Source organism: Aquimarina latercula DSM 2041 (genome assembly GCF_000430645.1).
Taxonomy (GTDB): domain Bacteria; phylum Bacteroidota; class Bacteroidia; order Flavobacteriales; family Flavobacteriaceae; genus Aquimarina; species Aquimarina latercula.
The window spans coordinates 592,181-605,862 of sequence record NZ_AUMK01000004.1 but is presented as its reverse complement, the minus strand read 5'-3'; the positions used below and the strand labels follow the sequence as shown (position 1 = coordinate 605,862).

Here is a 13,682-nt window from a genome sequence, read left to right as displayed (position 1 = left end):
GTATAAAAAGTGAATTTTAGAATTGGTAGATTAAAAATAATAGTATTTTTGCAGGGCGAAAGTGAGACTCACTTTCGCCCATTTTATTAATGTTCTTTGTAATTTCTTATGTTAACCAGAAGACATATTCGAGTTAAAGTAATGCAGTCCCTCTACGCACTAGAGCAGACGAAAAGTGATAATCTAGATAAAGAAGAAAAATTCTTGCTATTTAGTATTGATCAGATGTACGATTTGTTTCTTATAAATCTTCAACTTTTGGTAGAAATAAGAAAGCATGCTGTTGATTTTTTAGAAAAGAGTCAAAAAAAATATTTAGCAACTTCAGAAGAAAAGAATCCAAATCAAAAATTTATTAATAACGAAGTTCTTTTGTTATTAGAAAAGAATACAGAGCTTAAGGAAGCTATGGATCACAAGAAAATGAATTGTTGGGATCTGGATGATGAGTACGTTAAAATTCTTTGGAAAGAGATTAGTACAAGTGAGTTGTATTCGGATTATATGGATACTAAAATGAGTTCTTTTAAAGAGGATAAGGATTTTATTTTAGATGTTTTTAAAGAAATTATAGCTCCTAATGATAAATTATATGAATATATCGAAGATAAGAAGCTTACTTGGATAGATGATTTGCCATTAATTAATACGGGGATTATCAAGATGCTTAGAAAGGTAAAGCAAACTCATGATGAGCATATGTCTTTACCTAGACTCTATAAAGATGCTGATGATAAAAAATTTGCAAAAGATATCTTTAGGAAAACAGCGCTTAACGGAGTAGAATTTGCAAAAGAAATAGAAGGAAAGACTCCAAATTGGGATAAAGACCGAATCGCAGAGTTGGATAAAGCGGTCATTAAAATGGCAATTTGTGAGTTCCAAAGATTTCCGTCAATCCCTGTAAAAGTAACAATTAACGAATATTTAGAGATTGCTAAGGAATATAGTACCCCAAAGAGTAGTATCTTTATCAATGGAATTCTGGATAAAATATCTAAAGAATATCAAGAGAACGGTAAATTAAATAAAGTTGGCCGTGGACTTATGTAGTTCAAAAAAAATAGTATTTTTAACCCTCAATTAATTAAAAACCCAAGTAATGAAAAAAGGAATCTTAATTTTAGCTGGTGTTTTTGCTTTGACATTTATGTCTTGTAAAGATAATGCAGCAGAAAAAGTTAAAGAAGAAAATGTAGCTGATGCTGCAGATCGTGATGCAAAAAACACAGATTTTCCTGTAATGAGCTTTTCTGAAACTGAGCACGATTTTGGAACAATCAATGAAGGTGATGTAGTAGAGCATACATTTACTTTTACTAATACAGGTAAAGCGCCTTTAGTAATTGTAAACGCAAAAGGAAGTTGTGGTTGTACTGTTCCTGAGTGGACAAAAGAACCAGTTGCTCCTGGAGCTACAGGATCAATGTTAGTAAAGTTTAACTCTAACGGTAAGCCAAACGCTCAGAACAAGCAAGTTACTATTACTGCAAATACTGAAGCAGGAAAAGAAATCCTTAAGATTAAGGCAATGGTAACTCCAAAAGCTAAACCAGTAAGCGGAACTCCAGTTAGCGAGTAATATCTATGGAAGGATTTGGAGGACAATTACCTTTTATACTTTTAATATTTGTAGTGATGTACTTTTTTATGATACGCCCACAAATGCAAAAAGCGAAAAAGGAGAAGAAATTTGCTGAAGAGCTTAAAAAAGGAGATCGTGTAGTTACCAAAAGTGGTCTTCACGGAAAAGTCTTTGACTTCAGCGAAAAAAATAATGCAGTTGTTATAGAAACTGGAGCTGGTAAATTAACATTTGATAAATCTGCTATTTCTTTAGAAATGAGCCAGAAATTAAATGCACCACCGGCTGAAAAGAAAAAATAACAAATGCTCTTATTACACAAAAAAGCGCCGTATTTAAATACGGCGCTTTTTTGTGTAATATATATAAGTATAGGTTGATTAAGATTTCATAGTGACGATTCGTTGTGGTAGTGGAGCTGCATATCCAGCGGTACCTAAAGCTTCTACAATTCTTTGTCTAGTATCCCAGTATACATCCCAATAGTCATCACAGGTAGAATAAGGTAATGCTAATAATTCTACGCCATTTGCACCTAAATTATTTACTGCTACTCTAGGAGCTGGATTTTCCATTACATTATTATCGCCTTTCATTACATCCATCACAATTTGTTTTGCTTTTTCGATGTCTGTACCATATTGGATTCCAAAAGGCATATCCACCCTTAGATTACCTATGGTTGTTAAATTTGTAATTGTACCGGCGGTGATAGCCCCATTCGGGATAATTTCCGTTTTATTCTGAAAAGTTTCTAAAATCGTAACGAAGACAGAGATTTCTTTTACAAAACCAAGTTTGCCTCCCGTTTCGATAAGATCACCAACTTTAAATGGTCTAAAAACAAGTAGCATTACTCCAGCTGCCATATGACCTAAAGATCCATTAAAAGCACCTCCGATGGCTAAACCTACTGCTGCTAGTAATGCTGCAAATGTAGCTGTTGGTATACCTACAATACCTGCTATAGAAATAAATAATAATACTTTTAATAGGAAGTTTACTAGAGTGACTAAGAATGGTTTTAGGGTACTGTCTACTTTGCTTTTATCGAAAGCTTTTTTAATGGCTTTCATAATCATTTTCACGATCCAAAGTCCGATAATTAATGCAACAATTCCTCCAACAATTTTGAGTCCATATTGGCCAACTCCTTCTTGTATAGAATTGAAAAAACCGCCTAGAGAGCTCATTATTGCACCTCCTGTTTCTGTAGTCGCAGATACGGCAGTATCTACGACCTTGTCTGTAGTTTGCATGATTTATGTTTTAAAGTGATTAAATAGTTATCACATAAATCTACTACTATAGTGGGTACATTGTTTTTATTCTTAGATAAGAAAAAAATGTAAAATCGTTAAAAGTTATTAAATCTCGATGAATTGCGAATTACCTTTTTGCTGTAAGTTCGGCGATCTTTACAATTACTTCTACGGCTTTGATCATACTTTCTACAGGAACATATTCATATCTTCCATGAAAATTATGCCCACCAGCAAATATATTAGGGCATGGCAATCCCATATAACTTAGTTGTGATCCATCAGTTCCTCCACGTATTGGTTTAATAAGCGGAGTAATGCCTAATTCTTTCATAGCTTCTTCTGCAATATCTACGATATGCATTACAGGTTCCACTTTTTCTTTCATGTTATAATACTGATCATTGATCGTTACATTAACTACATCTTTTCCATATTGTTTATTTAGTTCATCTCCCAATTTTGCCATCATCTCTTTACGAGCTTCAAAATGTTCCTTATCATGATCTCTGATAATGTATTGAAGTTTAGTTTCTTCAACCTCTCCATTCATAGAATATAAATGAAAGAAACCTTCTCGATCACTAGTATGTTCTGGTGTTTCTAATCTTGGTAAAGAATTAATGAAATCCTGTGCGATATACATACTATTGATCATTTTTCCTTTAGCATATCCAGGATGCACAATTTTTCCTTTTATCGTAACCACTGCACCTGCAGCATTAAAATTTTCATATTCTAATTCGCCGATTTGGCTACCATCCATAGTGTATGCCCATTCTGCTCCAAATGTTGAGACATCAAATTTGTGCGCTCCTCTACCTATTTCTTCATCAGGAGTAAATCCAACACGTATTGTACCGTGTTTGATTTCTGGATGTTGTACTAGATATTCCATCGCAGAGATAATTTCTGCGATACCAGCCTTATCATCAGCTCCTAAAAGTGTAGTTCCGTCAGTGGTAATTAATGTTTGTCCTTTGTATAGTTTTAGATCCTCGAAATAATCAGGAGATAATACGATATTTTCTTCTTCGTTAAGAACGATATCTTTTCCGTCATAGGTCTCTATAATTTGAGGATTTACACTTGCTCCTGTAAAATCCGGAGTAGTATCAAAATGCGAAATAAAACCTATGGTAGGTACTTCATGATTTACATTAGAGGGTAAGGTTGCCATGATGTATGCATTTTCATCAATAGTTACCTCTTGTAACCCTATTGATTTTAATTCTTCAACTAGTTTATTTGCTAGATCCCACTGTTTTGCTGAACTAGGAGTAGTATCACTATTAGGGTCACTTTCTGTGTCAATAGTTACATAACTAATAAATCGATCAATAATATGTTTTTTCGGAATCATAGCAACATTTTTTTATCAGAAGATTTCAAAAATACGGTATTATTATAATATGTTGTTTTTAAAAAATAAGAAAACCTTGCTTAGCAAGGTTTTCTACAAAAGAAGCGATAGAATTATTGCTTCTAGGGGTAATTAGTTGTAAATATTAATTCAGAATTTTTAAAATGTCGTGATGTTGTTATTAGGTTGGTATACATAATTGAATGTAAAAAATCTACTTTCGTTAACAAATGCATCAGGACTAGTCGGAGCATCTTTATAATAACTAAGAATTTCTATTTTAGCATACTTTCCTTCTGAAGTACGTATTACTAAGATTTTCCCTGGTAAAGGAGTAATTAAGAATAATGGAGATCCAGAATAGTTGTACCAACCTTCGTCACTTCCAGATGGTATAGCAAGTGCATCTGTTGCATCTTGAACAAATAGACTAGAATCTACAGAAGCGATATCCGACATTGTACCAGTAGCTATGTAAGCTGCTGCATTTCCGGTTCTGCTAGGTTCATCCGTAGTTCCTTGCGAGACGCCTCCGTTAACAATAATTGTTGTTGCTCTAAAAGCAATATCCCAATTATTTTCATCTGTGGTGATCGCTCCTGTGTCTAAATCAAATAGCGTAAAATCACCAGAAATTGGTTGTCCTTGTCCACCTTCTTGAGGTGCTGGTAAATTGCTAGTTGTTTCTGATATAAGATCAGCAAGGGCTTGCGTGTCATCATTATCATCTGAGTTTGAAACAAACCCTTCTGGAGCTGTACATGCAAGTTGTGATGTTGCTGCGTTACCTAATCCATCTCCATCCGCATCTTCAAAAAAGACAGTTTCTGCACATGAATCATCATCGCTGCTACATGAAGCTATGGTAAGACTAAACGTTAGTAATAAATAAAATCCTCTTTTCATTTTTATAAATATTAAAATTGGTAATTAACTCTTATGTATCCTCTGGTTCCAGGATTACCGGGGATATTGATATTTTGATAATTCAGTACGTTGTCTGCGCCTGCTTGTATTTCAAAACTTTTGAACAATTTCTTACTCGCGGCTATGTTTAGAGTTGCAAATCCATCAACTACTACAGCATCATCATCAAATGCATCGAATGTTCCATTTCCATTGGTATCACCTAACCCATATTTACTTCGGTAGATGGCACGAGCATTTACGTTTAATTTCCATTGTGGAATATCCCAAAACACTTTTAGATTTCCATTATGTCTTGATCTATTAAAAAAACCGTAATGATCTTCTTCTGCAAGTACGATGGATGTTAAGTTTTCGTCTCGTACGAATAGTTCTCCATTTTCTACTTGTTCTTTAATGTCTTTATTAAAGGCATATAGAAGCTGGTAACCACCACTAATTTCTAAGTTGTCAAAAATGTTGTAGGTTGCGCTAAACTCCATTCCTTCTGTGTATATTTCATCAAAATTTTGGTAGCTGAATACATTTTGGCCATTAGTTTTTCTTGCCAGTACGAAGGTGTCTATAAGGTTTCTAAAATCGTTTCTGAAGAAATTAATATCCAGAATGAGTTTTTTGGATTGTCTATAGTTAATTCCAATGTTGTATCCAATAGAACTTTCTGCTTTAAGATCTTTATCAAATGCTTGGATAAGTTCATCTACTCTGGCTTGTCCTTGAGCTGGAGTTAAATTTTCTCCCAATGCTAACTGACCTTGATCAAATAAAAGTTGTAATTCTCTTGGTACTGTTTGATAACCTAAAACAGAATAACCTACAGAAGGGTTTGTGAAGTTTAGATATAACTGCCTAAAATCTGGAGCTTTAAATCCATAACCAGTAGATCCTTTAATCGAGAGTTGATCAGTGATTTTATAGTTAAATGCAAACTTTGGGCTTACTTGGTTATTGTATTCAGAATGGTTGTCGAATCTAGCTCCAATGATAATATTAAGATTTTCTAAAGGATTCATGTCGAATTGCCCATATATATACTGTGAGTTAAAACTAACTTCGTTTTCAAATAAAGTACGATCTAGAAAATCATATTGATAACCAGCACCGGTGGTTATGGTTCCAGTATTTTTAATAATGTTGTTAGCACGTATTTCGCCTCTAAATAATTTTTGATCAAACAAATTATTGAATACGATATCATTAGTTTCAGTATTTCTACTGATATCTTCTGCAATGTAATTTGTGTAGTAAAATTCATAAGTAGTATTAAATTTTTCTGACCATTTTTGATCTAATTTTAATAGAGCATTTAAATCTCTTTCTACTGCTTCTCCTTGCGCATTTACTGTGATTTCTTGTCCATCTTCATTAGTATCCGTAAAAGTAAAGCCAGAATCTTGTAATTGATTAAAGTATCTCCCAGAAGCACTTAGTTTTAATTTTTCGTTCACATCATAATAAAACCTACCATTAACCGTATAGTTTTCAATAGGGTTAACTGTTATCGAACGCTCACTGTTATCTGGATTTAAGGTATATTGATCTCTAGAAAAACGATTTCCGAATAAAGCATATCTTACTTTTCCTTTCTTTTGCTGAAATGATAAGTTCATATCTTGGGCGGTAAATGATCCAATACGATAAGAAGCCTGTCCTTTAAGTTTTTCGTTTTTTGGTTTTTCTGTGATGATGTTAATAACACCTGCTAACGCTTCGGATCCATAAAGACTGCTTGTAGGCCCCTTTACAACTTCAATTTGTTTGATATTACCTACTGTAAGTCGACTAAGATCAAAGTTTCCTGAACTTCTTCCTACTAAAGGAACACCATCCATTAAAATTAAAGTGTAATCGGAATCTATTCCTTGTATCTGGATACCTTCAAAACCGCTTTCATCGGTAGCAAGAATAAGCCCTGTTTGTTCTGCTAAAATGTCATCAATTCTAACACTTCCTGATTGTTTTATAGTATTTCCGGAGATTAAAGTAACCGGAAGCGGAATAGAGGATAATTGTCTTTCTGTTCTTGTTGCAGTAAGAATGACTTCTTCTAATTTTTCAGTTTTTAAAGAATCACTTTCCCTATGAGGAATATTTGTTTGACTATAGATAGTACTACTTAATAATAATATAAAAACAATGAATTTGTTCATTAATTTAGATTAATTAAAAATAATGATTAATTTTGGCAAATATATAATCTTATTTTAATTCAGTCTAAATAAGAGTAGTTAAATTTTTATATCTTAAATTTTTTAATAATTATTAAAATGAAAATCAGTCAATTAGCAATTGTTTCGTCACTATTTATGTCAAGTTTAGTTATGGGGCAAACAGACAAAAAAGAAAATGATCTTACCGCTATAAAGTCAATGTGCGGTTGCTATGAAGTCACTTTTAACTTTGCAGAGACATTTAATTACACGAATGATTCTTTATATAAGCCTTCTAAAAATAAAATATCAAAAGGATTAGAATGGGCACAATTAATTGTTGATGAAGATGATAAAATATCGATTCAGCATATTTTACAAGTTGGTAATCCTGCTGATCCACATATTGTAAAACATTGGAGACAAGATTGGGAATACGAAAATCTAAATTTTTATCTCTATGATGGGGATAATAATTGGAAATATGTGCAAAAACCAAAAAGCGAAGTATCTAGACAATGGTCACAAAAAGTTTTTCAAGTAGATGATAGCCCTCGTTATGAAGGTTCAGCTAGTTGGGTTCATGTTGATGGAAAAAGCTTTTGGGAAAACACAACACCCGCACCATTACCACGGAGAGAGTATACTACTAGAAGTGATTATAATGTTACCATTAGAGGAAACCGCCATGAAATCACAAAAACAGGATGGGTCCATGATCAGGACAATGATAAAATCATAAGAGAAAAGGGTAAAGAAGATGTGATTATTGCAAAAGAAAAAGGGTATAATGTATATAAGCGTGTGGATAATAAACGTTGTGAAGTTGCTGCTAATTGGTGGAAAGAGCATGGTGATAAGTGGGCGATGGTGCGTGGTAAATGGGATGAAATTTTTGCTAGAAATAAAGACCTGTCATTAGAGCAGAAAGTAGAAAATAAAGCACTATATAAACATCTTTTTACAGAAGATTATACAGTCGAAGCAGACATTAATTCTATCATAGAATCATTTGTAAAAAAACCATAATATGAAAAACATAAATAATATATGGTTGGTTACTATTTTTGTGCTGATCTGTTCGAAAATACAAGCACAAGAAAATGTTTTTTTAGACAGAACATACTGGAAGTCTAATCCTAGTATCGAGCAAATAGATAAGGATATAGCTGCTGGCAATGATCCAGCAGCGTTAAATAGGTTTGCTTTTGATGCTGTTTCATACGCACTTTTAGAAAAAGCGGGGAATTCTACTATAGAATATCTATTGACCAAGAAAGGGAATGATGTTAATAAGAAAACGCACGATGGTAGAACCTATATTTTTTGGGCAATTTATCGGGATAATCTTGAAATGATGCAGTTCCTACTCGAAAAAGGAGCGAGAACAGATATTATTGATAGTCACGGATACTCATTATTAAATTTTGCAGCGGTTACCGGTCAAAAAAACACAAAACTATATGATTTTTGTATAAAAAATGGTGCTAATCCGATGACAGAAAAAAATAACGATGGTGCCAATCCATTATTACTTGTAGCACCATTTCTGGAAGATGAAACTTTGATCACATATTTCGTTGATAAAGGCATTGATATACACAGTCAGGATGATAATGGTAATGGTATTTTCAATTATGCTGCAAAAAAGGGTAATACGAAGATTTTAGAGTTGCTTATTAAAAAGGGTGTGGCTTATAAAACTTTGAATACTAAAGGAGGAAATGCTTTTATATTTGCCAGTCAAGGTACTCGGAATAGTGCCAATAATTTAGAGCTTTATCAATACTTAGAAAATGTAGGTATTCGCCCAGGTGTAGTAACAACTGATGGAGTAAATTCGTTGCATGCATTAGCTTTTAAGAATAAGGAACAAGATATATTCGATTATTTTATAAAAAAAGGGGTAGATATTAATCAAGCAAATGGTAAAGGTGATACTCCTTTTTCAAATGCCGTTTCTAGAAATGATTTAAAGGCGATTAAATATTTGATTAAATACGTAAAAGATATTGATCAGTCTAATAAAATTGGTGTAACGCCATTGATGAAAGCCGTTGGAAGAAATAATATTGACGTTGTTAATTTATTACTAAATAATGGAGCAAATCCATTGCTAAAGGATACAGAAGGGAATTCACTAGCATATTATGCTTTGGAGTCATACGATAAAAAAACTTCAGAAGAGTTCGATCAAAAAATTACTTTACTATTAGAAAAAGGAGTTGATTTTACAGAACATCAAGCAGAAGGAGAAACATTATGGCATTTGGCAGTAAAAGAAAATGATGTAGCTCTTTTAGAAAAAATTGAGAAATTAAATATTCCATTAAATAGTAAAAACGATGAAGGTAACACAGCACTACATTTGGCTGCAATGAAGGCAAAGAGTATTGATGTGTTAAAATTTCTTTTAGAGAAAGGAGCTGATAAAAACATGCAAACGAGTTTTAATGAAACCGTTTTTGATTTAGCATCTGAAAACGAATTATTACAAAAACAAAACATTGAGTTAGATTTTCTGCAAGAGTAGATTGTTGGAAATAAAATATTTGAATAAATGAAAACACTTTTAAAAATAGTATTCTTAACAGCATTAGCTGTTTTTACTTTGGTCTCTTTTACTAATGAAACGAAGACTCAGAATCTTAAGTGTATGATTCAGATGGTTAATTATACAGGAGAAGCTGCCTATGTGGTAATTTCACTTATGAAACCAGATGGGGAGTATGATCAGACTTTATATGTGCAAGGAAAAGATAGTGAGTGGTATAGTGATATTACAGAGTGGTGGAAATTCTATGGAAAAAGGAGGCCAGATATAGATGCGATTTCTGGTGCTACCATAGCTGGAGGAGAAAGAACTATAAGTATTATTAAAATACCTAAGGATAAAATTGATGCTGGATATAAAATTCGTTTTGAAACTGCGGTAGAAGATCAAGAATATTATAAGGATGATGTTGAGTTTGAATTAACTACTGAAACTATTAAGTCTAAAGTGGCAGGGAAGGGTTTTATTAGATATATAAGAATGCTTCCTCAATAATATATAGAATATAATGACTATTTCGTTGTGGAGATATAGCCATCTTCTTTTGGCTATATCTTCTGCTATTTTTTTATTTATTGCTTCTGTAACGGGAGTAATTCTTGCCTTAGAGCCAATATCTGAAGTTGCAAAACCATATGTAGTAGATAACATTAAAGAGGTAACGATTTCTGAAACTATTGAGGCATTACGGGAAGAGTATGATGATATTATTGCAATTACCGTAGATGAAACAAATTTTGTAATTGCTTCTGTAGTAACGAAAGAGGGAAATGACGAAAGAATTTATATAAACCCAAGAACAGGAGAGAAGTTAGGTGTACCAAAACGTAAATCCGGAATTTTTAAGTTTGCTACGAACCTCCATCGATCCTTATTCCTCAAAAGTTTAGGGCGTTTTTTTGTTGGCTTTATTTCTTTCTTGTTAGTTGTGATTGCGATTACCGGTATTATTCTTATTGTTAAGCGACAAGGAGGAGTTTTAAAACTTTTTTCAAAGGTTAATAAAGAATACTCAAATCAATTTTATCATGTTGTTTTAGGAAGGTGGTTTTTTGTGCCAATTCTTATTGTAGCATTGACTGGTGTATATTTATCTATAGAAAAGTTTTCTCTACTCCCGAAATATACATCTCCCCACCAAATTAATTTTCAAGGAGATCAGAAAACTGATGTAATTGCTATTACAGATTTTCCAGTTTTTAAAAAAATATCTCTTGCCGAAGTTAAGAACATAGAATTTCCATTTTCTGATGATATAGAGGATTACTTTAGATTAGAATTGATTAATAAAGAACTTATTGTAAATCAATTTAATGGCAATGTGCTTAGTGAGCAAGAATACCCGTTTGTGAAATTAACAACATATTACGCACTTATCTTACATACAGGTAAAGGTAATGTTTTATGGTCTTTTGTCTTATTGATTACTTGTGTAGTCATTTTGTTTTTTATGTATTCAGGTTTTTATATGACTATTAAACGTCGTAACGGGAGTAAACTGGTATGTAATAAAGGGGGTAAGGATACAAGCGATTATATAATTTTAGTAGGATCAGAAAACGGTTCTACATATACGTTCGTTAATTATCTAAGAAATGCATTGTTTTCAGTAGGTAAAACAGTTTTTGTAGCAGAACTTAATTCATATACAACATATCAAAGAGCGCAACACATAATTGTTATTACTGCTACTTATGGCGAAGGAGAAGCTCCTACAAATGCTAAAAAATTTAATCAATTGTTCAATAGTGTTGCACCTATTAATGAACTTCGATTTTCTGTAGTAGGCTTTGGGTCATTAGCATATCCTGAGTTTTGCAAATTTGCAGAAGACGTAGATAAATTATTTAGAGAGCATTCTAAATTTACTATTAGTTTACCGATAGAAAAAATAAATAACAAATCAACAGATGATTTTCGGTATTGGATTCAAAAATGGAGTGTATATGAAGGGCTCACATTAGAGATTGAAGATTTTAAAGATTTTGCTGATAAAGAATATGATGCTTTTGAAGTCATCGATAGAACACCATTGAATATTGATGATACATTTTTACTTCGGTTACAATCAAAAGATTCTTCTATTGATTTTAGATCCGGAGATTTATTAGCTATTCGTCCAGATCAAAATACAGTAGAACGACTTTATTCAATAGGAAAAGTTGATGGAGGTATTGTATTAAGTGTTAAAAAGCATGATTTAGGTCTTTGTTCCTCATATTTAAGCCAATTAAATAAAGGAGATGTCTTAAAAGGTAGAATTAAATGTAATGAAAAATTTTATTTACCTACGAATACAAAGAATGTAGTTTTAATAGCAAATGGTACTGGTATAGCTCCTTTTTTAGGAATGATTGCGGGTGAGAATAAATATGCTAAAACACATTTGTTTTGGGGTGGAAGAACTCGAGAATCTAAAGAGATATATGAAGATTATCTAAAGCGAGGTAGATTAACAAAGCAATTGCATGCTTTTCAAGGGGTTTATTCTAGAGAAGATAATAATGAATATGTTCAAAATGTTATACAGAGAGAGTACAGTTTGATAGTGGATGTTCTTCAGAAAGATGGCCTGATCATGATATGTGGCTCTGTCAATATGCAAGACGAAGTTCTTGACGTTTTGGAAAGTATAACTGAAAATAAATTAAAAACTCCTTTAAGTACCTTTCAGAAAAATAAGCAGATCAGAATAGATTGTTATTAAATTCAAGAATGAATCTAATGAATATTATAAAAATTAAATATTTGTATGGTAAAATTTTTGTAACACGTATTTTTGCAAACCAAAAGAAGCTATTACATGTATAAATCCCTAGTTCGTCCAATATTATTTAAATATGATCCAGAAGGTGTACATCACTTTACCTTCAAAATGATTAGAACGGTATCAAAGTTTCCTTTTGTATCAGGTATTTTTAGAAGTTTATATCAAGTAAAAAACTCCAAGTTAGAAAGAGAAGTTTTTGGATTGAAATTTAAAAACCCTGTTGGACTAGCAGCTGGATTTGATAAAAATGCGGTATTATATAACGAGTTAGCTAATTTTGGGTTTGGTTTTATTGAAATAGGAACAGTTACACCGAAAGCTCAGGAAGGTAATCCTAAAAAACGGTTATTTCGATTAAAAGAAGATGCTGGGATCATTAATAGAATGGGATTTAATAATGAAGGATTAGAATCAGCGATTACTCAATTAAAAAAGAATAAAGGTAAACTCATAATAGGTGGCAATATTGGAAAGAACACAGATACAGCTCCCGAGGATTATACGAGAGATTACTTAGCTTGTTTTAATGCATTACACCCATATGTTGATTATTTTGTACTAAATGTTAGTTGTCCTAATGTTGGGAGTCATGCAAAACTTAATGACAAAGAATATTTAGAAGAGTTAATTAGAACTGTTCAAAAAGCAAATCTTACATTTTCGGCACAAAAACCAATTGTACTAAAAATAGCTCCCGATTTAAACAACACTCAATTAGATGAAATAATAGAACTAGTTAAGATAACAAAATTGGATGGTGTAATTGCTAGTAATACTTCTGTTAATAGAGAAGGATTACAGACTTCTAAGAAAAGATTAGAAGATATTGGTAATGGAGGATTAAGTGGGCTACCAATCAAGAGCAGAAGTACAAAAGTGATAAAATATTTATCAGAAAAAAGTAACCAAGCTTTTCCTATAATTGGAGTAGGAGGTATTCATACAGCTGCGGATGCAATTGAAAAATTAGAAGCAGGAGCAAGCCTAGTTCAGATTTATACTGGTTTTATCTATGAAGGGCCAAAATTGATAAAAAATATCAATAAAATGGTTGTTCAAAAAGGATTGTAA

The 13,682-nt window shown here is 32.4% G+C and carries 12 protein-coding genes; 8 read left to right on the top strand and 4 right to left on the bottom strand.

What is annotated here, in order from left to right; genetic code table 11:
• The first annotated feature begins 141 nt into the window (after positions 1–141).
• From nusB to yajC, 3 genes are read left to right on the top strand one after another with little or no spacing between them, the layout of a single operon-like run.
• A complete protein-coding gene (gene nusB / locus H526_RS0106710; RefSeq protein WP_035084617.1) occupies positions 142–1,053 on the top strand; it encodes a transcription antitermination factor NusB in 912 nt (303 codons plus the stop codon).
• Between the two features lie 49 nt (positions 1,054–1,102).
• Positions 1,103–1,582: a DUF1573 domain-containing protein gene (locus tag H526_RS0106705; protein WP_027392290.1), complete on the top strand. Its 480-nt coding sequence runs from the start codon at positions 1,103–1,105 to the stop codon at positions 1,580–1,582.
• A gap of 5 nt (positions 1,583–1,587) precedes the next feature.
• Positions 1,588–1,887: a preprotein translocase subunit YajC gene (gene yajC / locus H526_RS0106700; RefSeq protein ID WP_027392289.1), complete on the top strand. Its 300-nt coding sequence runs from the start codon at positions 1,588–1,590 to the stop codon at positions 1,885–1,887.
• Between the two features lie 78 nt (positions 1,888–1,965).
• Here the strand turns inward: yajC and H526_RS0106695 are convergent, their stop codons facing one another.
• From H526_RS0106695 to H526_RS0106680, 4 genes are all read right to left on the bottom strand, one after another.
• Positions 1,966–2,844 (bottom strand): mechanosensitive ion channel family protein, encoded by an 879-nt coding sequence (locus H526_RS0106695; RefSeq protein WP_051336021.1) that lies wholly within the window; start codon positions 2,842–2,844, stop codon positions 1,966–1,968.
• A 130-nt stretch (positions 2,845–2,974) separates the two neighbouring features.
• Positions 2,975–4,210, bottom strand: a complete 1,236-nt coding sequence (gene pepT, locus H526_RS0106690; protein WP_027392287.1) for a peptidase T — start codon at positions 4,208–4,210, stop codon at positions 2,975–2,977.
• A 159-nt stretch (positions 4,211–4,369) separates the two neighbouring features.
• Positions 4,370–5,116: an HmuY family protein gene (locus H526_RS28520; RefSeq protein ID WP_027392286.1), complete on the bottom strand. Its 747-nt coding sequence runs from the start codon at positions 5,114–5,116 to the stop codon at positions 4,370–4,372.
• Positions 5,117–5,127: 11 nt separating this feature from the next.
• The gene (locus H526_RS0106680) at positions 5,128–7,287 is read right to left on the bottom strand and encodes a TonB-dependent receptor plug domain-containing protein (RefSeq protein WP_027392285.1); all 2,160 of its coding nucleotides are present in this window, start codon (positions 7,285–7,287) and stop codon (positions 5,128–5,130) included.
• 117 nt (positions 7,288–7,404) lie between these two features.
• Between H526_RS0106680 and H526_RS0106675 the strand changes: the two genes are divergently transcribed.
• The 5 genes from H526_RS0106675 to H526_RS0106655 all read left to right on the top strand — a co-directional run bounded on the left by H526_RS0106675 (position 7,405) and on the right by H526_RS0106655 (position 13,682).
• On the top strand, positions 7,405–8,316 hold the full coding sequence (locus H526_RS0106675; RefSeq protein WP_027392284.1) for a DUF6607 family protein: 912 nt from the start codon (positions 7,405–7,407) through the stop codon (positions 8,314–8,316).
• Between the two features lies 1 nt (position 8,317).
• Positions 8,318–9,820 carry an ankyrin repeat domain-containing protein gene (locus H526_RS0106670; protein ID WP_027392283.1) on the top strand — a complete coding sequence of 501 codons (1,503 nt, stop codon included), beginning with the start codon at positions 8,318–8,320 and terminating at the stop codon, positions 9,818–9,820.
• A 27-nt stretch (positions 9,821–9,847) separates the two neighbouring features.
• Positions 9,848–10,336: a DUF2271 domain-containing protein gene (locus H526_RS0106665; protein WP_027392282.1), complete on the top strand. Its 489-nt coding sequence runs from the start codon at positions 9,848–9,850 to the stop codon at positions 10,334–10,336.
• 13 nt (positions 10,337–10,349) lie between these two features.
• On the top strand, positions 10,350–12,548 hold the full coding sequence (locus tag H526_RS0106660) for a PepSY domain-containing protein (protein ID WP_027392281.1): 2,199 nt from the start codon (positions 10,350–10,352) through the stop codon (positions 12,546–12,548).
• Between the two features lie 96 nt (positions 12,549–12,644).
• Positions 12,645–13,682, top strand: coding sequence for a quinone-dependent dihydroorotate dehydrogenase (locus tag H526_RS0106655; protein ID WP_027392280.1), 1,038 nt, complete (start codon positions 12,645–12,647; stop codon positions 13,680–13,682).